Annotated in this window: 23 protein-coding genes; 9 read left to right on the top strand and 14 right to left on the bottom strand. The window is 59.0% G+C overall.

All coding sequences use genetic code 11. From position 1 onward, the window contains the following. The 7 genes from ACIPY9_RS04645 to ACIPY9_RS04615 form a co-directional block, all read right to left on the bottom strand. Positions 1-1,062: a hypothetical protein gene (locus ACIPY9_RS04645; RefSeq protein ID WP_400697369.1), complete on the bottom strand. Its 1,062-nt coding sequence runs from the start codon at positions 1,060-1,062 to the stop codon at positions 1-3. Next, positions 1,059-2,210 (bottom strand): DNA cytosine methyltransferase, encoded by a 1,152-nt coding sequence (locus ACIPY9_RS04640; RefSeq protein WP_400697367.1) that lies wholly within the window; start codon positions 2,208-2,210, stop codon positions 1,059-1,061. The genes ACIPY9_RS04645 and ACIPY9_RS04640 overlap by 4 nt, the downstream gene beginning before the upstream one ends. Positions 2,211-2,863: 653 nt before the next feature. Beyond that, a complete protein-coding gene (locus tag ACIPY9_RS04635) occupies positions 2,864-3,700 on the bottom strand; it encodes a hypothetical protein (protein ID WP_400697365.1) in 837 nt (278 codons plus the stop codon). A 192-nt stretch (positions 3,701-3,892) separates the two neighbouring features. Further along, positions 3,893-4,369 (bottom strand): glycine zipper domain-containing protein, encoded by a 477-nt coding sequence (locus tag ACIPY9_RS04630; protein WP_400697363.1) that lies wholly within the window; start codon positions 4,367-4,369, stop codon positions 3,893-3,895. Positions 4,370-4,584: 215 nt separating this feature from the next. Beyond that, positions 4,585-6,921, bottom strand: coding sequence for an FdhF/YdeP family oxidoreductase (locus tag ACIPY9_RS04625; protein ID WP_400697361.1), 2,337 nt, complete (start codon positions 6,919-6,921; stop codon positions 4,585-4,587). Then, on the bottom strand, positions 6,918-7,757 hold the full coding sequence (fdhD, locus tag ACIPY9_RS04620; RefSeq protein ID WP_400697359.1) for a formate dehydrogenase accessory sulfurtransferase FdhD: 840 nt from the start codon (positions 7,755-7,757) through the stop codon (positions 6,918-6,920). The genes ACIPY9_RS04625 and fdhD overlap by 4 nt, the downstream gene beginning before the upstream one ends. A 103-nt stretch (positions 7,758-7,860) precedes the next feature. Next, positions 7,861-8,742 (bottom strand): LysR family transcriptional regulator, encoded by an 882-nt coding sequence (locus tag ACIPY9_RS04615; RefSeq protein ID WP_400697356.1) that lies wholly within the window; start codon positions 8,740-8,742, stop codon positions 7,861-7,863. A gap of 150 nt (positions 8,743-8,892) precedes the next feature. Here ACIPY9_RS04615 and lysM point away from each other — a divergent pair, with 150 nt between their 5' ends. After that, positions 8,893-9,339, top strand: a complete 447-nt coding sequence (gene lysM, locus ACIPY9_RS04610) for a peptidoglycan-binding protein LysM (RefSeq protein ID WP_400697355.1) — start codon at positions 8,893-8,895, stop codon at positions 9,337-9,339. 87 nt (positions 9,340-9,426) lie between these two features. On the opposite strand, the gene yrfG is transcribed toward lysM, so the two are convergent. Further along, positions 9,427-10,089, bottom strand: coding sequence for a GMP/IMP nucleotidase (yrfG, locus tag ACIPY9_RS04605; protein WP_400697354.1), 663 nt, complete (start codon positions 10,087-10,089; stop codon positions 9,427-9,429). A 99-nt stretch (positions 10,090-10,188) separates the two neighbouring features. Here yrfG and nudE point away from each other — a divergent pair, with 99 nt between their 5' ends. Both nudE and cysQ read left to right on the top strand, forming a co-directional pair. After that, positions 10,189-10,755: an ADP compounds hydrolase NudE gene (gene nudE, locus ACIPY9_RS04600; RefSeq protein WP_400697353.1), complete on the top strand. Its 567-nt coding sequence runs from the start codon at positions 10,189-10,191 to the stop codon at positions 10,753-10,755. After that, positions 10,752-11,606, top strand: a complete 855-nt coding sequence (gene cysQ / locus ACIPY9_RS04595) for a 3'(2'),5'-bisphosphate nucleotidase CysQ (RefSeq protein WP_400697352.1) — start codon at positions 10,752-10,754, stop codon at positions 11,604-11,606. Before nudE ends, cysQ begins: the two co-directional genes overlap by 4 nt. Positions 11,607-11,711: 105 nt before the next feature. On the opposite strand, the gene ACIPY9_RS04590 is transcribed toward cysQ, so the two are convergent. The 6 genes from ACIPY9_RS04590 to rfbB all read right to left on the bottom strand — a co-directional run bounded on the left by ACIPY9_RS04590 (position 11,712) and on the right by rfbB (position 18,010). Beyond that, positions 11,712-12,182, bottom strand: coding sequence for a YiiD C-terminal domain-containing protein (locus ACIPY9_RS04590; protein ID WP_400697351.1), 471 nt, complete (start codon positions 12,180-12,182; stop codon positions 11,712-11,714). After that, positions 12,169-13,554, bottom strand: a complete 1,386-nt coding sequence (locus ACIPY9_RS04585; RefSeq protein WP_400697349.1) for a sigma-54-dependent transcriptional regulator — start codon at positions 13,552-13,554, stop codon at positions 12,169-12,171. Before ACIPY9_RS04585 ends, ACIPY9_RS04590 begins: the two co-directional genes overlap by 14 nt. After that, positions 13,551-15,365 (bottom strand): ATP-binding protein, encoded by a 1,815-nt coding sequence (locus ACIPY9_RS04580; protein ID WP_400697429.1) that lies wholly within the window; start codon positions 15,363-15,365, stop codon positions 13,551-13,553. The genes ACIPY9_RS04585 and ACIPY9_RS04580 overlap by 4 nt, the downstream gene beginning before the upstream one ends. Before the next feature lie 148 nt (positions 15,366-15,513). Then, positions 15,514-16,059, bottom strand: a complete 546-nt coding sequence (gene rfbC / locus ACIPY9_RS04575) for a dTDP-4-dehydrorhamnose 3,5-epimerase (RefSeq protein WP_400697348.1) — start codon at positions 16,057-16,059, stop codon at positions 15,514-15,516. Further along, positions 16,056-16,931, bottom strand: coding sequence for a glucose-1-phosphate thymidylyltransferase RfbA (gene rfbA / locus ACIPY9_RS04570; RefSeq protein ID WP_400697347.1), 876 nt, complete (start codon positions 16,929-16,931; stop codon positions 16,056-16,058). The genes rfbC and rfbA overlap by 4 nt, the downstream gene beginning before the upstream one ends. Beyond that, a complete protein-coding gene (gene rfbB / locus ACIPY9_RS04565) occupies positions 16,928-18,010 on the bottom strand; it encodes a dTDP-glucose 4,6-dehydratase (RefSeq protein ID WP_400697346.1) in 1,083 nt (360 codons plus the stop codon). The genes rfbA and rfbB overlap by 4 nt, the downstream gene beginning before the upstream one ends. Before the next feature lie 259 nt (positions 18,011-18,269). On the opposite strand from rfbB, the gene ACIPY9_RS04560 reads away from it, so the two are divergent. The 6 genes from ACIPY9_RS04560 to ACIPY9_RS04535 all read left to right on the top strand — a co-directional run bounded on the left by ACIPY9_RS04560 (position 18,270) and on the right by ACIPY9_RS04535 (position 26,225). Then, positions 18,270-21,182: an aminotransferase gene (locus ACIPY9_RS04560; RefSeq protein WP_400697345.1), complete on the top strand. Its 2,913-nt coding sequence runs from the start codon at positions 18,270-18,272 to the stop codon at positions 21,180-21,182. A gap of 190 nt (positions 21,183-21,372) precedes the next feature. Continuing rightward, positions 21,373-22,251, top strand: coding sequence for an N-carbamoylputrescine amidase (gene aguB, locus ACIPY9_RS04555; protein ID WP_400697343.1), 879 nt, complete (start codon positions 21,373-21,375; stop codon positions 22,249-22,251). Between the two features lie 5 nt (positions 22,252-22,256). Then, positions 22,257-23,369 (top strand): agmatine deiminase, encoded by a 1,113-nt coding sequence (gene aguA / locus ACIPY9_RS04550; RefSeq protein WP_400697341.1) that lies wholly within the window; start codon positions 22,257-22,259, stop codon positions 23,367-23,369. A gap of 205 nt (positions 23,370-23,574) precedes the next feature. Next, positions 23,575-23,775 (top strand): hypothetical protein, encoded by a 201-nt coding sequence (locus ACIPY9_RS04545; RefSeq protein ID WP_400697340.1) that lies wholly within the window; start codon positions 23,575-23,577, stop codon positions 23,773-23,775. A 234-nt stretch (positions 23,776-24,009) separates the two neighbouring features. After that, on the top strand, positions 24,010-25,323 hold the full coding sequence (locus tag ACIPY9_RS04540; protein WP_400697338.1) for an OprD family porin: 1,314 nt from the start codon (positions 24,010-24,012) through the stop codon (positions 25,321-25,323). A gap of 134 nt (positions 25,324-25,457) precedes the next feature. After that, entirely contained in the window at positions 25,458-26,225 is a 768-nt protein-coding gene (locus ACIPY9_RS04535; RefSeq protein ID WP_400697427.1) for an AraC family transcriptional regulator, read from the top strand. The last annotated feature ends 138 nt before the right edge of the window (positions 26,226-26,363 follow it).

Below are 26,363 nucleotides of genomic sequence, written 5' to 3'. Positions count from 1 at the left end.
TTAGAAAAGTTCGTCCCGGTCTTCCAGTTCCACCAGGTTCTGCATGTCGAGTGTGGACAGAGAGGGAATGAGGTCCAGCGCATTGAAGAGGTTGCCGAAGTTATATCGCCATTGCAGGGCGAAGCTCATGCCAATCCTTCCATCGAGATCGCTGCGCAAGAAGCGATACCACTCATTGTCATTGGGCAGGCGGGCGAAATCCTTGTGATTATCGATGACCCAGTCACTGCAGGCATTGATGATGGCCGAAACCTTGTGGTTGGAGCCGCGAATCTCCAGGACTTTATCCAGTTCGCTTTGGGGAAGGGGTTCGGTGCCCTTGCGTGAATCCGCCATCAGCTTCTTGGCGAAATCTGCCTCTATATCGTTCAACAGGTCCAGCAGGGTTGCGTCCGAGTCGAACAGAGAATAAACCAGTCGGAGCAGTGCCTTGGCTCGCCAGTCTTGCTGGTTCACATGGCACAGGAACTGAAGCATCTTTTTGCAGGAGGCCTCATTCTGGTGGTAGAGCGGCTCCCTGTTTCTCTTGGCAATGATGCACAGGTTTCGGTCGGCAATTTCACTGCCCTTGAGATAGGCGGCCTTGATGATCTGGATACGGACCGGCGGAGGATTGCGCTTGGCGGTCTGGTAATCGGTCAGGAGGATGACGGCATCGCTCTCGTTACCCAATACCCGCTCATAGGCCGAGAAGAACGGCTCACTGGTGCAGAAGTTCTCGGATGGGGATTTGACGCCCAGATTCAATAAGGGAATGTCGACGCCTTTCGCCGGATTGACCACCAGGTGCGGAATACCGAAAGAACTTAACGTGTGTTTTTCAAGCACGCCGATCAGCGTCATTTCAATCACGCTGCCAATGGTCTTGCCATCCAGGTTGGGCATCGACTGGCCTGTCAGCAGCAGGTCATACCAATGAGGCAGACGGCCTCCTCGCCCAATGCGCTGAAGGATGCCCTCGATATCGGAAACGTTCTCGCCGCGCAGGTAGCTGTTCAGTTGATGAACGATGCTCGGCAAGTTGTTTTTGATGTGGCTGCGCAAATGCACGGTATCAATCATATCAAGTCCATTTGTGTTTCAAGGGCGGCAGGTGACTCAATGCCTGGGGAGGGTTGAAAGGTCGTGCCTTCGTGATGGATGACTTTGCGCAGTGCCCACGCAACGAGCGCGGGTGGTACGGCATTGCCATAGAGGGTGTACTGGTCATAAACCGATGCGGTGTCGCAATGGTGATCAGGAAACCCCTGGATTCGGGCGTATTCGATGTTCGTCAGCCTGCGGTATTCATTGCCGACTCTGTAGCGCTCGTAATGACGGCTGGCGGTACAGGTCAGTGTCGGGGCCACGCCATTGATACCAAAGATGGAATACCCCATCCGGGCTCCACCTTTCTGGTTGTACAGAATTTCGACACCGCTGTAGTAGCGGTTTACTTCATCACTGTTCTTGATTCTTTCAAGGGTGTCTTCGGTGAAAAAGAACCGGGCATCAGGGTGACGTTCAAGCACTTCATGAAGCTTGACGTCTTTCTGCCTTTCGGAAAAACGATTGATCTTGGCGTGAAAGAATTTACCGTGAAGTGCCAGCCCCCACGTGTTGAATTTTGCGCCGTGGTCCTCGATGTTTTTCCAGCTTGAAGCATCGGCGGCTTGCCTGATCTGGTGCGGCGTCAGCTCACCGATATCTTCCCGGGTGCACAGGTGTGAGTTCGGGGTATGGTCTTTCCTGCCGATGATGACGATGCGTTCACGATTTTGCGCAAGACCAAAGTCAATGGCATTGAGCACGCGCCACTCAACGAGGTAACCGACTCTGGAGAGGGCATCGAGGATCGTCGCGAAGTGTTTTCCCTGGTCCATGGACAGCAGGCGCTTCACATTCTCGAGCACGAAGTACCGCGGGCTTTTTCGCTCGAGAATATCGACGATCTTTTCAAATAAAGTACCGCGCATATCTTCTATGCCCAGTTTCTTCCCTGCGCTGGAAAAAGGCTGGCACGGAAAACCGCCCGTCAATATGTCGTGATCGGGGACGGTATCCAACAGGTGATTGATATCGCCCTCATGAAAGCTTTCAGACCCGAATTGAGCACGATAGACAGCCGCCGCCTTGGCGTTTATGTCATTGGCCCAGATGGTTTCAATACCTAACGAATCGCACGCTATCCTGAATCCGCCGATGCCTGAAAATAGTTCAATTGCTTTCATTGATGATGTACGTCGTGCAGAGTCTGGAGTGCCGCGATTCTACACGAGTGACTGGGCGGGGGAGAGTCGGGCAGGGCGTTGCGCCCGGCATTCAGCAGGCATCCCTGTCTTTGCGAGGGCAACAAAAAACCCGCCGAAGCGGGTTTTTCCAAGACCATTCCGACTCCCTGTCGGCCGCCTCCCAGGCAATGGTCGATCGTCCCTGATCCTGGTGAACTCCCTGTTCACCACTTGTTGGATCCAATATTACGGGCCTTGCTGTAGGACCAAAAGAGCGAATAACCATCAGGGCGTGTAAGCCTTTGGCTATTCCTTTGCTTTGGTGGGCAAGCGGTCGGGACGAGAAAGCCGAGAATTGCCAGTGGGCAAGGATGCCGGGAAGGGGCGGCGTTCCAGCACTTTTTGACAGGCAATAAAAAACCCGCCGAAGCGGGTTTGTTCCAAGACCATCCCAACTCCCTGTCGGCCGCCTCCCAGGCAATGGTCGATCATCCTTGATCCTGGCGAACTCCCTGCTCACCAGTTGTTGGATCCAATATTACGAGCCACACCCAAGGGTGAAAAGAGCCAAATGCCTCTATCTCGTGTAAGCCTTTGGCTATATATGAGATTGAGATTTAATCGCAAATAGGGTCATGCGAGCAAGAAATCCCTCAGGGCGTGAAGGTTGTCGTGGCTTCACAATACCGCTGTGCGGTGCTTTTGCTTTCCTCGTTGCGATCCCGGGCGGCTCGTCTGGTCCAGTCCCGGCATTCCTCCTTGAAGTGCACTTGTGCAGACAGACGGCATTCGCGCCTTTCCACGGAGCGATCCAGGAAGTTCTCGCACACGCTGTCCCCATTGATATGGTTGTCGTAGAGGCGCCATTGGGCACGGTAGCGACCATTTCCGTCCCATTCGCGAATCGACACGGTGGCCACCGTATAGGGTTTCGAGTGGCGAGGTGTGGTCTTGCGCGAAGCATCCGATTTGAAATCAGCCATATAGCTGGCAGATACCATGCCTGTAGGCGGCGCGGTCGGGGCAGGACGCGACGTTTGGCCAAAACGGCAGTTCAGAACGCTTTCATCGATGACATTGCCATCCTTGATGCAGTTATCCAGGGGCTGTGCGACGGGAGGTTGTTCCTGCGGAGCCGGTATTGGAACGATGTAAGGTTCTACCCGCAATGCCGGGCGTACAGGGTCGGTAGCGATCGGTGCGTCGGCCATCTCAATGGGGAATGACTGGGCTTCGATGTCCGGTTCCGGTTGTTCAAGGGTGACCGGTGTTGCGGCAGGTGCAGGCAGTGGAGTCCTGAGGATCAGCCCCACGGCCACGAATCCGAGGAGGGTCAGACAGAGCGCCACCAGCATGTAAGGGCGTGACTTTCGTGGACGCCCCGGTTTTTTCCTGGTGGGCGGTGATCCCAGGACAACATCGACCTGGCCAGGAACAAGGCGTTGAATACGAATAATCCCATCGTCATCCTGGGGTTTGGTGGAATCCATCCCTGCTCCTTGAATCGCTGCCGAACCTGATTGGGCGAGATTATTGTGGTTATCGATCTGCGAAACGCAGTTTTTCTGAACGGCGTATCGGCGGCTTCCTGGAGTTCTAGAGTGCCTTTTTCTTCTTTTTTGCTGGCCTGAACGAAAACCGGCCGCTTTTCAGGGCGGCCAGTCAGAGACAGGGCGATGGAATCAACGATGACGCCAGTCACGACCGTGTTTACGGTGTCCGTAGTGCTTGCGATGACCATGACCCCGGTAGTCGCGACGGTCATCGCGGCCATTGCGGTAGCGGCGATCGTCTTCGCGGCTTTCGTTGCCCATATAGTTGCCGAGTGCGCCACCTGCACCGCCGCCTGCGGCTGCGCCAACCAGGCTGCCCGTGTTGCCGCCCACGCTGCGACCGAGCACGTTGCCGCCTGCCGCGCCCAGGCCACCACCGATGGCGGCTTCTGTACGGTTACGACGATCGGCACCCACAGCACTGCCTGCTGCGCCGCCGAGGCCTGCGCCAATGGCCGAACCGGTGCTGCCGCCGATCTGTTGGCCGACGACCGAACCGAGTACCCCACCCAATGCTCCGCCCACACCCGCTTCGACCGTGCCGCCTGCAGAGGCGACGCCAGTAGCGAGAGTAAGAGACAACAACAGAATCGAGGAATACTTCATGTATGGAATCTCGTAGGGATGACGGCGCGATCCTGATAGGCCGTGGGAAATATAACAACGAGAATCCGACGAGTAACACGACTGCCACACAAATAGCTAAGTTATTGTTTTGTATACGGAACTTAACGTATTTAAAGCAGTCTGAGTTCACTTGATGCAAGGCCCGAATCTCACGATTCGGGCCTTTTTCATGGCGGTCAAAAACGTCTAACCGATCAGATGATTCGGGCGGACTCGCTCGAACGCTCCAGGCGAATGGCCACGAACTTGGAGGTCGGCGTGTGGCTGCCATCGCCGACGCTTTCCAGCGGCACCAGCGGGTTGACCTCTGGGTAGTAAGCCGCTGCCTGACCGGCCGGAATGTCGAACGGCAACAGAGTGAAGCCTTTGACACGGCGTTCGTGGTCATCGCTCCAGATCGAGATCAAGTCCACTTTCTGACCCGGCTGGAAGCCCAGACGCACAATGTCGGCCTCATTGACGAACAGCACCTCACGTTGTCCCTTCACGCCGCGATAGCGGTCGTCCAGGCCATAAATGGTGGTGTTGTACTGATCGTGAGAGCGCATGGATTGCATGATCAGGTCCGGAGTCTGGCCGGTCGAACTGATCTTTTCATGGATCAGCTTGAGCGGCAGCGCATTGGGCTTGAAGTTGGCGCGTGTCGAGGCCGTATTCCAGCGACGGGCACCTGCTGCGTTACCCAGATAGAAACCGCCAGGGTTCTTGATGCGCTTGTTGAAGTCCTTGAAGCCGGGGATGGTGTCGGCAATCAGGTCACGAATGCGGCTGTAGTCCTCTGCCAGCCACAGCCAGTCCACAGGTTGCTTGCCCAGGACCGCGTAGGCGAGACCGGCGATGATGGCCGGTTCCGAACGCATCAGCGGTGAAGACGGCTGCAACTGGCCGTTGGACGCATGGACCATGCTGAAGGAGTCTTCCACGGTGACCGATTGCGGGCCATTGGCTTGCAGGTCGATGTCGGTACGACCGAAGCACGGCAGGATCAAGGCGTCCTTGCCATGGAACAGGTGGCTGCGGTTGAGTTTGGTGCTGATCTGTACGGTCAGGTCACAGTTGCTCAGGGCGGCGGCGGTACGCGGGCTGTCCGGCGTGGCCTGGGCAAAGTTGCCGCCCAGCGCGATGAACACCTTGGAGCGGCCTTCGGCCATGGCGTGAATGGCTTCGACCACGTTATGGCCGTTTTCACGCGGAACGGTGAACTGGAAGCGTTTTTCCAGCGCGTCGAGCAGGAACACCGGTGGGCGCTCGTTGATGCCCATGGTCCGGTCGCCCTGCACGTTACTGTGGCCGCGCACAGGACAGAGGCCGGCACCCGGCTTGCCAATGTTGCCGCGCAGCATCATCAGGTTGGCGATTTCCTGAATGGTCGCAACCGAGTGACGGTGCTGGGTAATGCCCATGGCCCAGCACATGATGACGTTCTGGCCTTTGGCGTACATCCGTGCGGCCTGTTCGATGTCGCTCAGCGGCAGGCCGGACTGCTCAAGAATTTCATCCCAGGTGGTTTCGTCGATGGCCGCCAGGTAATCGAGAACGCCCTGGGTGTGCTCATTGAGGAACGCATGGTCGAAAACGGCAGGTGCATTGTTGAGCTGGGCTTCGCGTTCCCATTGCAGCAGGAACTTGGCCATGCCGCGCAGCAGTGCCATGTCGCCGCCCAGTGCCGGGCGGAAGTACGCGGTATTGGTCGGGCGATCACCGTTGGTGAGCATTTCCATCGCGTGCTGCGGATGCTGGAAGCGCTCCAGCCCACGCTCCTTGAGCGGGTTGACGCAGACGACCTGGGCACCGCGTTTCACGGCGTCACGCAGAGGATCGAGCATGCGTGGGTGGTTGGTACCCGGGTTCTGGCCCAGCACGAAGATCGCATCGGCGTGCTCGAAGTCATCGAACGTGACGGTGCCTTTGCCCACGCCCACGCTTTGCGACAGGGCTACGCCGCTGGCTTCGTGGCACATGTTCGAGCAGTCGGGGAAGTTGTTGGTGCCGAAGGCGCGAACGAACAACTGGTACAGATAGGCCGCTTCGTTACTGGCGCGGCCCGAGGTGTAGAACTCGGCCATGTTCGGGCTGGGCAGGCTTTTCAGGTGTCTGGCAATCAGCGCAAACGCATCGTCCCAACTGATGGGCTTGTAGCGATCGGTTTCCGCGTCATAGACCATCGGTTCGGTCAGGCGGCCCTGATATTCCAGCCAGTAATCGCTTTGCTCCAGCAGCGAGCTGACGCTGTAGCGGGCAAAGAACGAAGCATCCACACGGCGCTTGGTGGCTTCCCAGTTGACGGCCTTGGCGCCGTTCTCGCAGAACTTGACCATGCCGCTTTCCGGCGAGTCGCCCCATGCGCAACCGGGGCAGTCGAAGCCGCCGTTCTGGTTGGTCTTGAGCATCATGCGCAGGTTTTTCAGCGCGTTGTCGCTGCCCAGCCAGGCTTGCGTCACGCTGATCAGTGCGCCCCAGCCTCCTGCCGGCCCCTTGTAAGGCTTGTAACGGGGTGTCGGTGTCTTGTCGGCTTGGTGATGAGTGCTCACGGTTGAATCTCCATCGCAGGGCTATAAACCCGCGGCGCACTGTGCTGCGGCAGGTGAATTAGATTTAAGTTATGACGGCGAGCCCATTGCAGGGCCAGTCCGGTGGGGGCAGACAGGCTGACCAACGTCTGAATGCCAGCGCGCAAGACCTTCTGGATCAACTCCAGGCTGCAACGGCTGGTGACGATGGCGATGCCGCCAGCCAGGCCAATGCCTTGGCGAATGAGGGCACCGATCAGCTTGTCGAGGGCGTTGTGGCGCCCGATATCTTCGCGCCCCAGCAGCAACTGACCGTTGCTGTCCATGAACAATGCGGCATGCACAGCGCCGCAGTGTTGGCCCAGGGGCTGGAATTCGGAGATCCGTTGCCGCAAGCCCTGTAACCACTGGGCGGGCGGCAACGGTGCGCCGGGCAATACATTCAGTTCCGGCAGGGCCTGCTCGACGGCTTCGACGCCGCACAGCCCGCAGCCGCTGGTGCCTGCCAACTGGCGACGTTGCTGCTTGAGGTTCCAGAAGGCACGGTTGGCGATTTCGACGTCGGCCTGCATGGCCGATCCGCAACCGCCGAGTGTGAAGTCGTAGATCTCGTCGGCACTGGCAATGATGCCGCTGCCGATACTGAAGCCGACGATGAAGTCTTCCAGGTCGGTCGGGCTGACCAGCATCACGGCCTGGCTGATGCCGTTATAGGCAATGGCAAGGGCGACTTCTTCGGCAAGCGCGGTATGAGCCGACTCGTCGGCCTCGAGGGTCGAGTAGCTATACGACTGGCTTGCCTGGGGCGCGGGCGACTGGAGGGCGGGCGCCGTGCTGACCGTGCGCTTGGCGTGCATGGGCTAAGAATACCGGCTGGATGATAGCTCTTAGCCTAGGCCTCTTGTCGGAAATCGTCTAATCGCTAGTTCTGATGCGCTGATAGATGACGTCGATCAATGTTTATCGGGGCGATTCTGATAGGAGCGCAAAGCACGCTTCTGCCAGGGCCGAGCGCGGCGCACTGCGGCGCATGATCAGGCCGATCGGCGCCAGCGTGCGCGCGTCTTCGATCGGGTGCAGGGCCAGATGCTCGGTGAAGGTGTCCAGGCCGCCATCCAGCGGCATGATCGCGCAGCAGAAACCGCCGTGTACGGCTTGCATCAACTGGTGAACGGCGTCGGTCTGCAACAAGGGCGTCGGGTGCAGGCCGCGACTGTGGAAGTTGTGATCGATGGATTGCCGAAAGTGCATGCCGTTGGTCAGCATCCCCAGTGGCAATGCAGTCAGGTCGCTCCAGTTCAGCGGTTCTTCGCCGAAGCTGAAGTGGCGTTGGTCATACAGCAGGCCCATCCGGGTTTCGTTCAGGGGCATGGCGTCGAAGCGTTCGCTATCCAGACGCTCCAGATAGGACACGCCCAGGTCGATACGGTTGCTCGCCAGTTGCTCCAGGATCTGCTCGGAACTGAGCGAAGACAGCTCGAAGTGCAGGTTGGGGTGGATCTGGTGCAAGCGTTGTAACAGCGGCAAAGGGTCAAAGCTCGAAAGCGGCACCACGCCCAGACGCAATGTCCCGACCAGATGACCCCGACAGGCCGCCGCTTCGGCCTGCAAGCCGTCATAGGCGGCCAGCACCGTTCGTGCCCAGGCCAGCACGCGTTCACCGGGCGCCGTGAACCCCTCGAAACGCTGGCCGCGCATGACCAGAGGCAACCCGAGTTCTTCTTCGAGATTGCGCAGGCGCATGGACAATGTGGGCTGGGTGATATTGCAACGCGCCGCCGCCTGCCCGAAGTGTCGGGTCTCGTCGAGGGCGATCAGGAATTTCAGTTGTTTGATGTCCATCGTCATTCCGGGCTGCGGTGCAAGAAAGCGATTCTACGCGTTCAGTGGTTTCTGTGGGATGGGCGCGTTGGTCGGAACGCTGCAAACCCCGTGTTGCGGGAGCTATCGTTGTTCCTTGCGGGCGTGGCAGCCTTCGCAGGAGAGTGAGTCATGAGTATTTTCAGCTTCTTGAAAAATGCAGGTGAAAACATTCTGGATGCGTTGACACCGGGCAATGCCAATGCCGATGAAGTCCTGAAAAAGCATATTGCCGGGGTCGGGCTGGGGCACCCCAATGTTCAAACCACTGTAGATGACGGTACGGTCACTGTGACAGGCGAGGTGGCCAGTCAGGAAGAAAAGGAAAAGATCTTGCTGGCGCTGGGCAATATCTCGGGTGTCGAGCGTGTGGACGACCAGATGACTGTTGCCGCCGGTGCGCCGGTGGCAACGGCTGCCCGATTCGTCACGGTGGAAAAGGGCGACACCCTGAGCGCTATCTCGAAGCGGGTCTACGGTGACCCGAACCAGTATCAGAAAATCTTCGAGGCCAACAAACCGATGCTCAAGGATGTGAACCATATCTATCCGGGGCAACAGCTGAGAATCCCCGATTAGATTTCTGCCGCTGCAGGAGCGAATTCATCCGCGAAGACGTGTGTCAGGCAATACATCTGTACTGGCTTTTCGCGAATGAATTCGCTCCTACAGGCCTTTGATCAGTTCCAGATAATCGCCCACGGCCTCGAATTCTTCGGTGTCCTTTGGGCCTTTCTGGCTATTGGGTTCGCTGACGGCCAACAAATGGGCCACACCAAAGCGTCGGGCGCTGCGCAGAATCGGCAGGGTATCGTCGATGAACAGGCTGCGCGCCGGGTCGAATGCGGTGTCGGCCTGCAAGGCATCCCAGAACTGCGCGTTTTCCTTGGGAAAACCGTAGTCATGCGAGCTGATGAGGCGTTCGAAGTACGGTGCCAGCTCGATCCGCTCCAGTTTCAATGACAACGAGTCACGATGGGCATTGGTGATCATGATCACCCGCTTGCCTGCTTTCTGGATCGCCGCCAGAAAAGTCTGGGCATCTGGCCGCAAGGCGATCAGGTGGGCCGTTTCAAGCTTCAGGTCGCGCACCGACAGGTTCAACTCCTTGCTCCAGAAGTCCAGGCAATACCAGTTGAGCGTGCCCGCGTTGTTCTTGAACAGGGGCTCAATCTCCAGCCAGGCCATGGCCAGACTGATTCCGTGCAGCTCGGCATAACGCTGAGGCAGGTGCTGCATCCAGAAATGCTCGTCGTAATGCAGATCGAGCAATGTGCCGTCCATATCCAGCAGAACGGTATCGATGTCGCGCCAGGGCATTGAAGACATTCTTGCCTCTTTAGAGATTGATGACGGATGTAAGCATATCCGGGACAGACAACCGGAAAAGCCACGGTATAGTACCCCGTCACCGCAAAGGAGCCTGTCATGCGCCAGAAACCTACCGTACTTGCCCGCGAAATCGTCGCCAGCAGTCGCCTGTTCCGAGTTGAAGAGCTGCAATTGCGCTTCGCCAACGGCGTCGAGCGTACTTATGAGCGGCTGGTGGGCAGGGGAGCCGGGTATGGTGCAGTGATGATTGTCGCCATGATCGATGCCGAACAGGCGGTCTTGATCGAAGAGTATTGCGGCGGGACGGATGAATACGAGCTGTCCCTCCCCAAGGGCCTGATCGAGCCGGGCGAAGATGTTCTGGCGGCCGCCAACCGTGAACTCAAGGAAGAGGCAGGCTTTGGCGCCCGGCAACTGGAGCATCTGACCGAGCTGTCCTTGTCGCCTGGTTACATGAGCCAGAAGATTCAGGTGGTGCTGGCGACCGATCTGTACGAAGAGCGCCTGGAAGGCGATGAACCTGAGCCTATTCGAGTCGACCGCATCAGCCTGCGCGAACTGTCCAGCCTGGCCCAGAACGCCCAGTTCAGTGAGGGCAGGGCGCTGGCCGCGCTCTACCTTGTTCGAGACCTATTAACCCAACGTGGACTTTTTCTGCCATGACCGACGTGTTTGCCAACCTGCCACATCCGCTTCTTGCTCCCGTGATCGACCTTGCCCGGGTGGCGGGCGAGGCCATCCTGCCGTTCTGGAGAGCGGACGTTGCCGTGATGGCCAAGGCTGATGACTCTCCGGTGACGGCGGCCGACCTGGCGGCCCATCAGGTTCTGGTCAAAGGCTTGAAGGCGCTGGACCCCACGATCCATGTGTTGTCCGAAGAAGACGCGGATATTCCCCTGAGTGAGCGGGCCGGTTGGGAGCGCTGGTGGCTGGTCGATCCGCTGGACGGCACCAAGGAATTCATTTCCGGCAGCGAAGAATTCACCGTCAATGTCGCCTTGATCGAGCGTGGGCGCGTGGTGTTCGGGGTGGTGTCCATGCCGACCAACAATCGCTGCTACTTCGGCGGTGCCGGGCTGGGTGCCTGGCGCAGCGATAATCTTGAGCATTGTGAACCCGTCACGGTGCGGAATGAGCCTGCGCCAGGGCAGGACTTTACGGTGGTTGCCAGCCGTCGCCATTCCAGCCCCGAGCAGGAACGCCTGCTGACGGGGTTGTCTGCCAGCCTGGGCGAACTGAAATTGACCAGCATCGGCAGTTCATTGAAGTTCTGTCTGGTGGCCGAAGGTGCCGCCGACTGTTATCCGAGACTGGCCCCGACTTCTCAGTGGGATACCGCTGCTGCTCAAGGGGTGCTTGAAGGCGCTGGCGGTGAGGTGCTGCAACTCGATGGCGAGCCGTTCAGCTACCCGGCACGAGAGTCGTTGCTCAACCCGTTCTTCCTGGCCTTGCCTGCCAGTGCCGCATGGCGAGGGAAGTTGCTGGAACTGGCTACCGGGATTGTTCGCGAATAAACCCGGTAGGAGCGAATTCATTCGCGAAAGCCTGTACAGCCGATGAATCTTTACCGGCAGAAATACAGTTTTCGCGAATGAATTCGCTCCTACAGGTGGTGGTATCTAGCGGTGCAACACGAACTGCCCGGTAAACCTCACCGCATCCGCATCGTCGTCCTGAGCGGTGATACGGGTCTGCAAGGTCAGGCGCGCCCGGCCCCGGCGTTGGTAGGTGGTGATGAACTTGTCCCACAACGTCTCGTCGGGCGCTTCGCACAAGGCAATGGCATCGCCGCGAACCGGTAGCGGATAGCTGATCTGCCCGTCCTGGATCACGATATGCCCGTCGGTGATCCCGGCTTCCTGCAATCTCAGGTGCAGCCAGCCCCAACCGGCCAGCACTGCGCCGCAATACAGGCTGCCGCCGAACAGCGTGCTTTTGTGGTTGATGTTGGGAGCCAGTGGCAGGTGCAGGCGCAGCCGGCGGTCCTGCCAGTCAATGACGCGCATGCCCATTTCCCGGGTCAGCGGAATGTCGTGATGCAGGACGTTTTCCAGCGCCTGTGCTGCCGAACCCTGCTCATTCGTTTTCATCGGAGGCTCCGCCGTTGTCGCCAAAGCTCAGGCCGTGTTTGCGTAGTTTGTCGTGCAGGGTCTTGCGTGGCAGCCCCAGCGCTTCGGCCAGGCTGCGAACCGAGCTGTGCGGACGCGTCAGTTCGGCGGCGATCAAGGCGCGCTCGAAGCTTTCCACCTGATCGCTCAAGCCGCCACTGACAGGCGGGGCTTCGGGCGTGTCGCTGCCTTCGAGTTCCAGCTCCAGCCCCAAGGCAAAGCGTTCGGCGGCGTTCTGCAATTCGCGCACGTTGCCCGGCCAGTTGTGGCGCAATAACAGCGCCCGCTGGCCCGGTTTGAGTTCGTTCTTGAGGATGCCGTGGCGTGCGCTGGCGGCATCGGCGTAATGCTCGAACAGCACCAGCGCATCTTCGCCGCGTTCACGCAGGGGCGGGATGCGCAACGACGCCACATTCAGGCGGTAATACAAGTCGGCCCGGAAGCGTCCCTGATCGGCCGCCTGACGCAGGTCTTCCTTGGTGGCGGCGATCACGCGGATATCCAGAGGAATCTGCTGGTTGCTGCCCATGCGCTCGACCACACGTTCCTGTAACAGGCGCAGCAACTTGACCTGCACATCCAGGCTCATGCTTTCGATTTCATCGAGGAACAACGTGCCGCCATTGGCGAACTCGAACTTGCCGATTCGCCGCTTTTGCGCGCCGGTGAACGCGCCCGGCTCGTGGCCGAACAACTCGCTTTCCACGACCGATTCGGCCAGGGCCCCGGCGTTGATCGCAACGAACGGGCCGTTTCGGCGGTTGGACAAGTCATGAAGGGCTCTGGCCACCACCTCTTTGCCTGCGCCGGTTTCACCGAGGATCAGAACATCGGCCCGCGTGGCCGCCAGTGCACCGATCTGTTCGCGCAGGCGCAACATGGGCGAGGACTGGCCCACCAGCCGGGTGCTCAATTGCTGGCGATCGCTCAAGGCCAGCCTCAGGCTGCGGTTTTCCAGGACCAGCTGGCGCAAGGCCAGGGCCCGGCGAACGCTGTCGAGCAAGGCATCGCTGGCGAAAGGTTTTTCGAGAAAGTCATAGGCTCCGGCGCGCATGGCCTGTACGGCAAGCGGAACGTCGCCATGACCGGTAATCAACAGCACCGGCAGTTCAGGGTCCTGACTGTGCAGATGGCTCAACAACTCCAGGCCATCCATGCCGGGCATGCGGATATCGCTGACGATGACGCCCGGCCAGTCGCGGCCAATGCGATTGGCCAGCCCATTGGCTTCGGCCAGGGGCAGGACTTTCAGGCCTGCCAGGTCGAGCGTCTGGCACAAGGCCTGGCGCAGGTGCGAGTCGTCGTCGATCAGAACCACCTGAATGTGGCTGTCGATGGCGGTATCCGAACTCATGCGGAGAGATCCTCTGGCGGTTGAAGGTTGGACCCGGAAGAGCCGGCACGCAGGCGCAAGGTGAGCAAGGCGCCGCCTGTCGGGTGATTGGCGAACAGCAACTCGCCATCCAGGGCGCGCATCAGCGTATCGCAGATCGCCAACCCCAGCCCAAGGCCCTGGGTGCGGGTCTTGGTGGTGAAGAAGGGTTCGCGTGCCCGGGCCAGCGCTTCCTGGGTAAAGCCCGGGCCATTGTCACGAATGTACAGATTGACGCCTTCATCGGTGGACTCGGCACTTATCCACAGCCTGCGTGGCGGGCCTTTTTCGGTCAGGGCATCCAGCGCGTTGGCCAGCAGGTTGCCCAGTACCTGGCGTAAACGGGTTTCTCCGGCCTGCACCCACAGCGTGGCGTCCGGCAGGTCACGGATCAGTTCGACTTCCATGGCGCGGCGTCGCTTGGCCAGCAGGGCCAGGGCATCGTCCAGCGCCGGTTGCAGGGCAACGCTTTCCGGGGCATGCCGATCCCGACGGGCAAAGGCGCGCAGGTGGGCGATGATCGAGGCCATACGCCCGGTCAGTTCACTGATCAGTTTCAGGTTGCCGCGTGCATCGTCGATTCGCTGGTGATCGAGCAGAACCTCCGCGTTTTCGGCGTAACTGCGGATCGCCGCCAATGGCTGGTTGAGTTCATGGCTGATGCTGGCGGACATGGTGCCCAGTGCCGAAAGCTTGCCGGCCTGCACCAGTTCGTCCTGCGCACGGACCAGTTCCTGCTGCGCCTGCTCACGCTCCAGCACTTCCTGACGAAGCCTGCTGTTGAGGCCTTCGAGGTCGCTGGTGCGTTCGATGACGCGCATTTCCAGCTCGCGTCTGGCCTTGGCCTCGAACGCGATGCGGTCCAGGTAATGGCGGCGGCGCTGCATCATGAGGCCCAGCAGTGACATCAATACCAGCAGGCCTGCACCACCAATCGCCACGACGGTGCGCACCTGCCGGTCGACCAGAACACGCGGTGCCAGAATGCTTACGCTCCAGTCGGTTTCATCGATATCGCGGGTCTGGGTCAGCCAGGCGCGCTCATCGAGTTTCAACGGGCGTGGGTCGCGGGTCGGATAAGGCTGTATGGCGACAATGGCCTTTTTTTCCTCTTCGCTCAGCTCGCGGGTTGCCCGGAAGCGCCATTCCGGGTTGGACGTCAGGATCACCACGCCATTCTGGTCGGTGAGCAACAACTGCTCGGGTGTCTTGCCCCACAGGGTTTCCGTATGGTCCAGATCGACCTTGACGACCAGCACGCCAGTCACCTTGCCCGCGTCACTGACAGGGGCCGCGAAGAAATAGCCGCGTTTGACCGAGGTGGTCCCCAGGCCGAAGAAACGCCCCAGTTTCCCGGCCAGTGCATCGCTGAAATAAGGGCGGAACGAGAAGTTGCGGCCCACGAAACTGTCGTGTTGATCGGCGTTGGAAGCTGCGATGGTCAGGCCCTGGCTGTCCATCAGGTACATGACATCCGCGCCGGTTTGCCGGGTAATGTCCCTGAGCAACTGGTTGGCGTGTTCCTGTGTCGCCTGATCCTGGGGTTTTGCCAGCGCCTCATGCAGGGCCGGAAGGTCACCGAGAATCTGCGGCAGGGTTTCATAGCGGTGCAAGGTGCCGAGTAGGCTGGCCACGTACAGGTCCAGCGTCTGGCGATTCTGGCTGGCCAGCTCGCTGCGGTAATAACGTTCGGCAAGGTGTTCGAGAGGCCATAGCAACGGCGCAAGGCAGAGCGCCAGAAGAGCGAGGCTGCGCCAGCGAGGGCGATGTGGGATGGCGGGTTTGGTCGTCATGTCTGGGCGATGGCCGAAAGGTGTGCTGGCCTGGTCTTTCACGAATGGATCTGCCCGCGCGAGGCTGACCCATTCGCGAATCTCACGATCGCGTCGGAACAGGCGTATCAGAAAACCGCATTATGCCTGCCGTTGAGCCGACAGGCACTCATGCAAACAGGTCGGCGTCTTTCAGGCTCTTGCCCTGCTGATCCTTGGCCGACAGCTGTGGCGCACTGGCCAGTTCCCAGTCGATGGCCAGATCGGGATCGTCCCAGCGAATGCAGCGCTCGGCGGACGGGGTGTAGTAGTCGGTGGTCTTGTACAGGAACTCGGCATAGTCACTGAGCACCACGAATCCATGGGCAAAACCTTTGGGGACCCACAGTTGGCGGCTATTTTCGGCCGACAGCCTGACACCCACCCACTGGCCGAATGTCGGGGAGCTGCGGCGGATATCGACCGCGATATCCAGCACTTCGCCGACGGTCACGCGCACCAGTTTGTCCTGGGCGTTTTCGATCTGGTAATGCAGGCCTCGCAACACACCTTTTTGCGAGCGTGAATGGTTGTCCTGAACGAAGTCCGGCTGAATGCCTGTCGCCTCGAAGAAAGCCCTGGCGTTGTAGCTTTCATAAAAGAACCCTCTTTCATCGCCGAACACTTTGGGTTCGACGATGAAGACTTCAGGCAGCTTTGTGGCAATCACTTTCACTTACGTTCCCCTGCAAGTTTGAACAAATACTGACCATAACCGGTCTTGCCGAAATACGCGGCGCGATTGAGCAAATGGTGACGGTCTATCCAGTCATTCTGATACGCAATTTCTTCAAGGCATGCGACTTTCAGGCCTTGTCGGTGTTCGATGGTCTGCACGTAGGCCGAGGCATCGAGCAGGCTGTCATGGGTGCCCGTATCAAGCCAGGCAAAGCCTCGTCCGAAGCGTTCGACCCGCAAGTCGCCACGCTGCAGATAGGCATTGTTCACATCGGTGATTTCCAGTTCGCCGCGCTCGGACGGTTTGACGTCCCTGGCAATCTGGATCACTTCGTTATCGTAGAAGTACAAACCGGTGACTGCATAACCGGATTTCGGGGCTGTGGGTTTTTCTTCGATGGACAGTGCCCGGCCTTCTTCATCGAAATCGATGACACCGAAGCGTTCCGGATCTTTTACCCAGTAACCGAATACGGTCGCCCCGCTGGTGCTGGCGGCCGCCTTTTGCAACTGTTCGCTGAAATGCTGACCGTGGAAGATGTTATCACCCAATATCAGGCACACCGAATCATTGCCTATAAATGTCTCGCCGATCAGGAATGCCTGGGCCAGCCCGTCGGGCTTCGGCTGTTCGGCGTAATGAAAGTTCACGCCGAACTGGCTGCCATCGCCCAGTAGCCTACGGTACTGGGGCAGGTCCTGCGGGGTGGAGATGATCAGGATTTCCCGAATCCCGGCCAGCATCAACACGGAGATCGGGTAATAGATCATCGGTTTGTCATAGACCGGCAACAATTGTTTGGAAAGCCCCAGCGTGATCGGATGCAGGCGTGAGCCAGAGCCTCCGGCCAGTACAATTCCCTTGGTCATGCGATCAGATCCTTGTGGTCAGTGAAACCCAGTCGTTCACCTCGATAACTGCCATCCTGGACCCTGCGACACCAGTCCGGATTATCCAGATACCATTGCACAGTCTTTCGCAGTCCTGATTCGAGTGTTTCTACAGGCGTCCACCCCAGTTCTTTTTCGATCTTGCCCGTATCGATAGCGTAGCGGCGATCCTGATCCGGCCGATCGGCCACATGGGTGATGAGGTCGCTGAAATGCGCTATGCCAGTGGGACGAGTCGGGGCCAGTTCTTCCAGCAAATCACAGATGTGCCGAGCCACATCGAGATTCTTCTGCCCGTTGCGCCCGCCAATGGTGTAAGTCTCCCCGACCGCTCCTTCGGTCACGACCTTGAGCAATGCCCGGACATGGTCATCGACGTACAGCCAGTCCTGCACATGCAGGCCGTCGCCATGCCCGGGCAGTGGCTTGCCCTCCAGGGCATTGAGGATCGTCAGCGGGATCAGCCTGTCCGGGAAATGAAACGGCCCGTAATTGTTTGAGCTGTGAGTGACGACGACCGGTAATCCATAGGTACGGTGCCAGGCCCGAACCAGATGATCCGACGCTGCCTTGCTGGCGGCATGGGGCGAGCCGGGTGCATAAGGCGTGGCTTCGTTGAACGGCTCATCATGGCCACGCAGGTCGCCATACACCTCGTCGGTGGAAATATGGTGGAAGCGGAATGCCTTTCGCTCGGCTTCAGGCCTGTTCTGCCAATAGCTGCGAGTCGCTTCCAGCAGGCTGTAGGTGCCCACGACATTGGTCTGGACAAAATCGCCAGGGCCATCGGTGACGTGGTCCCCATCGGATTCGGTCGCCAGGTGCATGATGGCATGGGGCTCGAACCGCTCAAGCACGGCGCTTATCCGGGCCTGATCGCAGATATCGGCCTGCACCAGTTCATAGCGCGTATTGATCGCAATGCCGGACAGCGACTCAAGGTTGCCAGCATGGGTCAGCTTGTCGACGTTGAGCACATCGTGCTCGGTGTTCTGTATCAGGTGTCTGATCAACGCAGAGCCGATAAAACCAGCACCACCGGTCACAAGTATTCGCATGAGCGGGTCTTCTTTGTTTATCTGTCTTGAGCGTTATGGTGCATAGCTTGTGGTCATGAAGGGATGCGTGCAAGCAGCATCGGGCAAGATGGCATTCAGAAATAATGAAAAAAACCGATAAGCGATTGTGCTATCGCCATAAAACTGCCGCCCGGTCACCGGACAGCAGTTGGAGGCATGAATCAAGGCTTCTATAGTGGGGCGACCGGAACCCCTCTGCCTGTCTGGCCGAGGGTTATGACAAGAACGAGGTCGCCACATGCCGCTTGCTACGCTTATCCGCCGATCCAGCCTGCCTTGCCCGGAGGTCTCTGTTGAGCAGGCCTTGCAATGGCTTGAGCAGCATTACGGATTGACGGGAGCCTTGAAGGCGCTGGGCAGCCAGCAGGATCGCAACTTTCTGCTCGACGCCGGTCAGCGTCGGTATGTGCTGAAAATCTGCCATGGCGACTACTCGGCTGTTGAGCTGGACGCCCAGCATGCGGCGTTGCAGCATCTGGCCAGCCATTCATCCGTGCGGGTGCCGGGTGTGATCCGGGCCAACGACACCGAGCAACGGTTATCCCTGGAGATCGACGGGCGTGCCTTTCATGTGCGCTTGCTGGAGTTCATCGACGGCCAGTCGCTGGGGCATGTCGGGCACCTGAGCCATGAGGTCGTGGCAGAGCTGGGGGCCGTGTGTGCCTGGGTCGATGTGGCGCTGGCCGATTTCAAGCATCCCGGTCTCGAGCGGATTCTGCAATGGGACCCCCGGCACGCTTATGCACTGAGCAAGCATCTGTTGCCCGTGATCGACAGCGCCGATGAGCGGGCCTGTCTGATCGAAGCTGCTGAACAGGCGCATGGCCGTCTATTGCCGCTGATCCCGGAACTGCCGATACAGGCCGTTCATCTGGATATCACCGAGCACAACGTTGTCTGGGCACGGGATGCAAGCCGCTGTTGGCAATTGCAGGGGTTGATCGATTTCGGGGATCTGGTCACGACCTGGCGGGTGGCGGATCTTTCGGTGACCTGCGCCGCGCTGTTGCACCATGCCGACGGCGATCCGTTTTACATCCTGCCCGCCGTACGGGCGTATCACGCCATTAACCCGCTGACGGTTGCCGAGCTGCAAGCCTTGTGGCCGTTGATCGTGGCGCGTTCGACGGTGCTGGTACTCAGCAGTGAGCAACAGGCCCGTGTCGAGCCGGATAACGCCTATATCCAGGCCAACCTCGCGGGCGAGTGGGGTATTTTCGATGTGGCGACATCGGTGCCGATGACGCTGATGGAGGCGGCGATTCTTCAGGCGGCCGGGGTCGAGTTGCCGGTCATCACGCAGCCTGTCTACTTCCCCTTGCTACCGAGCTTGACGGGCCGGACCTTCCAGCCGGTGGACCTGGGCGTGCTCAGCGAACACTTCGTGGCCGGGAACTGGGAGCAAGACGGCATCGATGAGCGTGTGCTGGCGGATGTCGCAGAAGAGACCGGTCTGGCCTCCAGCCGGTTCGGTGAATACCGCCTGTCGCGCACCGTGCCGGACAGTGCCAGAGAGCCCGACACCTGTGCCTTGCACGTTGAATTGCATATTCCGCCCGAAACGCCCCTGCATGCGCCTTTCAATGCCACCTTGCGTCAGACGGCCGATGCCGCGATATGGCTGGTCGGCGACGAGGTGAGCCTGAAACTGTGGGGGGCCGTGACAGGTTTGAAAGCGGGAAGCCGCGTGGCGGCCGGGGATGTGATCGGGCAGGGCGGCGGTTCCTTGTTACTGCAACTGTGCACGGATACCGAGCTGAGCCCGCCGCTCTTTACAACACCTTCACGGGCGGCGGCCTGGCGTGCGTTCTGCCCCTCGCCTTCGACCATGCTGGGTTTCGCTTGCGATGCCCCGGCGCTTCCGGAGAGTGCGCAGCTTCTGGCGCGGCGTGACGCCAGCTTCGCCCGTTCGCAGAAACATTATTATCAGGCTCCGCCGCAGATCGAGCGTGGCTGGCGCAATCACTTGATCGACATGCAGGGCCGCTCCTACCTGGACATGCTCAATAACGTGGCGGTGCTGGGGCATGGTCATCCACGCATGGCCCATGAGGCCGGGCGTCAGTGGTCGCTGCTCAACACCAATTCCCGTTTTCACTACGCGGCCATCGCCGAGTTTTCCGAACGCCTGCTCGCGCTGGCACCGGAAGGAATGGACCGCGTCTTTCTGGTCAACAGCGGCACCGAGGCCAACGATCTGGCGATCCGACTGGCCTGGGCCTACAGCGGCGGGCGCGACATGCTCAGCGTGCTGGAGGCCTATCACGGCTGGTCGGTGGCGACCGATGCTATCTCCACCTCGATTGCCGATAACCCGCAGGCGCTGAGCACACGCCCCGACTGGGTGCATCCGGTAACGGCACCCAATACCTACCGCGGTCCTTATCGTGGCAGCGACAGTGCGGTGGAGTATGTGCGCAGCGTCGATCAGGTACTGGCGAGGCTGGCAGAGCAACAGCGGCAGGTCGCCGGTTTTATCTGCGAGCCGGTCTATGGCAATGCCGGTGGGATCTCCCTGCCGCCGGGTTATCTGCAACACGTTTATCGGAAGATCCGTGAGCAGGGCGGCGTGTGCATTGCCGATGAGGTGCAGGTGGGTTATGGCCGTCTGGGCCATTACTTCTGGGGCTTTGAGGAGCAGGGCGTGGTGCCGGACATCATCACCATGGCCAAAGGCATGGGGAATGGCCACCCTCTGGGAGCCGTCATTACTCGTCGTGAAATTGCCGAAGCACTGGAGGCCGAGGGCTATTTCTTTTCATCCTCCGGCGGCAGCCCGGTCAGTTGCCGGATCGGCATGGCGGTGCTGGATGTCATGGAAGAAGAAAAACTGTGGGACAACGCAAGGATCACAGGCGATCACTTCAAGGCGTTATTGCAGGCACTGGTCGATAAACACCCGCTGGTGGGCGCGGTACATGGCATGGGGTTCTATCTGGGGGTCGAGTTCGTCAGGGATCGTCAGACGCTGGAGCCCGCCACCGAAGAAACCGCGCAACTGTGCGATCGTCTCCGAGAACTGGGTATTTTCATGCAGCCGACAGGGGATTACCTGAACATTCTCAAGATCAAGCCGCCCATGTGCACCACCCGGCAAAGTGTGGAATTTTTTGTCGAGAGTGTGTCCAAGGTGTTGAGCGAGCTGGAGTAAATTCGATGGGTATCGGCTTAAAGTGATGATTTATCATTTTTTAAGCCTTTATCTACTTTAAAAGCCGATTTTTATCCGTTATAAAGCGACCCTATCCGTAGGAGCGGTTTTAACCGCGAAAGCCATTCGCGAATGAATGCGCTCCTACCGCTGTCCATGATTGTCATGAGCCCGCCCAGGAGGCATTTCCATGAGCCGTATCGTCACCGTCGCCGCTACCCAGATGGCCTGTTCCTGGGATCTGGAAGCCAACATCGAAACCGCTGAAAAGCTGGTCCGTGAGGCCGCTGCCAAGGGGGCTCAGATCATCCTGATCCAGGAGCTGTTCGAGACGCCGTACTTCTGCCAGAAGCCCAACCCGGATTACCTGCAACTGGCGACCAGCCTAGAATCCAATGTGGCGATCAAACATTTCCAGAAGATTGCAAAAGAGTTGCAGGTCGTCCTGCCGATCAGCTTCTTCGAGCTGGCCGGGCGTGCGCGCTTCAACTCCATCGCGATCATCGATGCCGACGGCAGCAACCTGGGCATCTACCGCAAGAGCCATATCCCGGACGGCCCCGGCTACCACGAAAAGTATTACTTCAACCCGGGCGACACCGGCTTCAAGGTCTGGCAGACCCGTTACGCGAAAATCGGTGTGGGCATCTGCTGGGATCAGTGGTTCCCGGAGTGCGCGCGCAGCATGGCGCTGCAAGGGGCGGAAATCCTGTTCTACCCGACCGCCATCGGCAGCGAGCCGCATGACAAGACCATCAGCTCCCGCGATCACTGGCAGCGTGTGCAGCAAGGCCATGCCGGCGCCAACCTGATGCCGCTGATCGCCAGCAACCGTATCGGCAACGAAGAGCAGGACGGTTACGACATCACCTTCTACGGCTCGTCATTCATCGCCAACCAGTTCGGTGAGAAAGTCGAGGAACTGAACGAAACCGAAGAAGGCATTCTGGTCCACAGCTTCGACCTGGATGAGTTGGAGCACATCCGCAGTGCCTGGGGGACCTTCCGTGACCGTCGTCCGAACCTGTACGGCGCGGTCAAGACCCTCGACGGCTCGCTGGAGTCCTGATCGCCATGACGACGCTCAAGAGCACGCCACGGGCCGATGGCTTTCACATGCCTGCCGAATGGGCACCGCAGACTCAGGTCTGGATGGTCTGGCCTGAGCGGCCCGACAACTGGCGTCTGGGTGGTAAACCTGCGCAGGCCGCACACGTTGCGGTCGCCAAGGCCATCGCGCGTTTCGAGCCGGTTATGGTCGCGGTGTCTGCCGGGCAATACGACAACGCCCGTGCCCACCTCGACATGCCCAATATCCGTGTGGTGGAAATCAGCAATGACGACGCCTGGGTGCGGGATACCGGGCCGACCTTCGTCATCAACGATCAGGGCGAAGTGCGTGGCGTGAACTGGGACTTCAATGCCTGGGGCGGCTTCGACGGAGGGTTGTATTCACCCTGGAACCTGGATTCGCAACTGGGCAGCAAGGTACTGGAAATCGAGCGTTGCCCGCGTTACGCGACGGAAGGTTTCGTGCTGGAAGGTGGCTCGATCCACGTCGACGGTGAAGGCACGCTGATTACCACGGAAGAATGCCTGCTCAATCGCAACCGCAACCCGCACCTTTCTCGTGCACAAATCGAGGCCGTGCTCAGCGATAACCTGTCTGTGGATAAAGTCATCTGGCTCCCCGACGGTCTGTTCAATGACGAGACGGACGGGCATGTGGATAACTTCTGCTGCTACGTGCGTCCGGGTGAAGTGCTACTCGCCTGGACCGATGATCCCAAAGACCCCAACTACACACGTTGCCACGCGGCGTTGAGTATTTTGGAAAACACCCGGGATGCCAGAGGACGCGAAATCACCGTCCATAAAATGCCGATTCCCGGCCCGTTGTTTGCGACCGAGGAAGAATGCGCAGGCGTCGATAAGGTGCACGGCAGTCAGGAACGCTCCCCTTCGGTGCGTCTGGCTGCTTCTTATGTGAACTTTTTGATCGTCAACGGCGGCATCATTGCACCGAGTTTCGATGACCCCATGGACGAAAAGGCCCGTGAAATCCTGCAGCGGCTCTTCCCGGAGCATGAAGTGGTGATGGCACCTGGCCGTGAATTATTGTTGGGCGGGGGTAACATCCATTGCCTCACCCAGCAGCAGCCCGCCCCACGAAAAGCATCTTTGTAATACTTTTTTACATTCAGACCAGCCAGTTGGTCCTGTTCTTGCTGAGCTAAGCCCATCTCCTGATGGGCTTTTTCTTTGGGTAACGCTTTGTAGCAATTACCCTGAGGTAAACCCGACGGCGAGTAAATAAGTGGAGGTTTCTTTCGTTTTCCTGTCACAAAGCGTCCGTAGATTTAGCCCCTCATGACTCAAGAGGTTGTCCATTATGAACGCAGGTATCAACCAGCATCATGCTCGTGGTTTGTCTGCGAGTAACGAGGCTCGTCAGATGATGGCTGATTGGTTAAGGACGACCAGACTTCCAAAACCCAGACCGGATGTACGTGCACTGCTTTTGCAGCGCTACCCGGCAGGTTTGTTCAATGAGGCAGAGCTGGAGGCTTTGTTAGGTGTTCTCAAGGACTGAGTGGTGTGTGCGAGCCTTCTGAACCGGCTATTTCCGCGTTTGACACCCCTCAAGCCCTGAGACTAGGATTCAGGTCCCACCGCTTGTGGCTATACGCCATATACGTGCATCTGTAGTCCACTGCGATGATTTCGTTCGGGCTTCTATACTTGTTCGTTCAAGTCGGAAGCCCCCGGCCGACCTCAGGGAAGCCGCCACGGCGCGTGTCAATCCGTGTTTAAGAAGGAAAATAAGATGTTTAACAAACGTATCGGTTTGCTCGCTCTGGGCATCATGAGCGCCAGTCAGGCGATGGCCCAGGGACAGGCAGATTCCAAAGGTTTTGTTGAAGACAGTCACCTGACCGTGAACCTGCGTAACGCTTACATCAACCGTGACTACAAGAATGGCGGTGACGACAAGGCCGAATGGGGCCAAGCGTTCATGGGTACCTTCACGTCCGGTTTCACCCAGGGCACAGTCGGCGTGGGCGTCGATGCATTCGGTCTGTACGGCATCCGTCTGGATGGCGGTAAAGGTCGTAGCGGCGCTGGCGGTATCGACTTCTTCAAGCGAGGCAGTGCCGGCGTTGACGCAAATGGCGATGATATTCCGACCTCGTCACCCCATGACCTGGCGCGTGCTGGCGCAGCGGTAAAATTCCGCGTCTCCAACACTGTGCTCAAGTACGGCGATCAAATGCCTCAGCTGCCAGTGCTGAGCTACGATAACTCCCGCCTGTTACCGGAAAGTTACACCGGTACCATGATCACTTCCAAAGAGATCGAAGGTCTGGAGCTGGTTGCCGGTCGCTTCACTCAGGAAGCTCGCAAGAGCGCCGAAGCTCGCGACAGCGGTGGCTTGAAGAGCATCAACGTATTCGGTGGTAGCTACAAGTTCACCGACGCTTTCAGCGCAGCGGCCTATGCCTCTGACAACGAAGATGTCTTCAAGAAGCAGTACCTGAACCTGAACTACGTCTTCTCGCTGCCACAAGACCAGTCCCTGACTCTGGACTTCAACGGCTACAAGACCAAGCTGGACAAGGACTACTCGGACGCAGCGGCTGCTGGCGCACGTGACAACAAGATCTGGAGCCTGGCGGCGACCTGGGCTGTGGGTATCCACTCCTTCACCCTGGCTCACCAGCGTAGCTCCGGTGAAACCGGCTACAACTATGGCGGCTACCGGAATGCCGGTGGCTTCGGTGATGGCGGCAACACCATCTACCTGGCCAACTCCTACTGGTCTGACTTCAACGGCAAGGACGAGCGTTCGTGGCAAGTGGCCTACGGCGTCGACCTGTCCAGCCTGATCACTCCAGGCCTGAGCTACAAGACGGCCTACGTTCGCGGTGACAACATCGACGACGGCACTGCGGGTAGCGGCAATGGTACAGAGCGCGAGTTCTTCAACCAGCTGACCTACGTTGTACAGGGCGGCCCGGCCAAGGACTTGTCCGTTCGCCTGCGTAGCTCGATCCTGCGTGTTTCTTCTGACGCTCAGGCCTACAACAGCGAAGGTAACGAAGTTCGCATCTTCGTTGATTACCCAATCAACGTCTTCTAAGACGTGACTGTGTAAACCGCTGTCGAAAATGCCTCGATCTCCGGATCGGGGCATTTTTTATGGGGAGCGATAAATGGCGACGCGAGAAGGTTGTCGGCTACCATGCGCTTATCCTTGCCCACGCCGATGACGCCATGGCACTCGCCGCACCTCCAGACCTCACCGATATCGCCATCCCCGTGCAACCTCTGGCACGCACTTACCCGCGTGGGCATTACACCGAGCCGCATGATCATGTGTGGGGCCAGGTGCTGTATGCGATGTCCGGGGTGATGTGGGTCGAGACACCCCAGGAAGCGCTGGTCGTGCCACCGCAACGAGCCGTGTGGCTGCCGCCGGGTGTCGAGCATGGCATTCGCGTGGTTTCGGAGCTGGAAATGCGCAATATCTACCTGCGTCCGGCCCTTGCCCAGACGCTGGAGCGCTCGGTTCAAGTTCTTGAAGTGGGCGGTTTGCTGCGCGAGCTTATTCTCAATCTTGTCGCACAGGACCGGGATCGAGAGCCGCAATACTACGATGCGCTGGTCAGCCTTGCCTTGCTGGAGCTCAAGCGAGCCAGGCGTTCCCTCTTGAAAGTCCCGATGCCCGACGGCTCTGATCGACGTCTGATGAACCTCTGTCAGGCGGTCATGAGCGAACCGTCGCTGAATATCTCGCTCGAGCAACACGCTGAAAACGCCGGTGCCAGTGTCCGCACCCTGGCTCGCCTGTTTCAGGGTGTACTGGGAATGGGCTTTGCCGAATGGCGCAGACAGGTGCAACTGGCGACGGCCGTGGCCGAAATCATCCAGGGCGTTCCGGTCAGCCGCATTGCCCGTTCGCTGGGCTACAGCCCCAGCAGTTTCAGCGACATGTTCCGCCGCGAACTGGGCACAGCACCCTCGCAATACCTCACCCCCTGACACAACACCGCCCTGTGTGTGGGACCGGATTTATCCGGGAAGACATTCTTTCTGACGAACGCAGATGCTGTGAATACACGGGCCTCTTCGCGGATGAATCCGCTCCCACACGATGCCCATCTGACCGATATCCTGAAG

The sequence above is a fragment of the Pseudomonas sp. NPDC089734 genome, assembly GCF_044748865.1.
Taxonomy (GTDB): Bacteria; Pseudomonadota; Gammaproteobacteria; order Pseudomonadales; family Pseudomonadaceae; genus Aquipseudomonas.
Note: the sequence above shows the minus strand (reverse complement) of the source record. Positions and strands in the feature narration are given on the sequence as shown.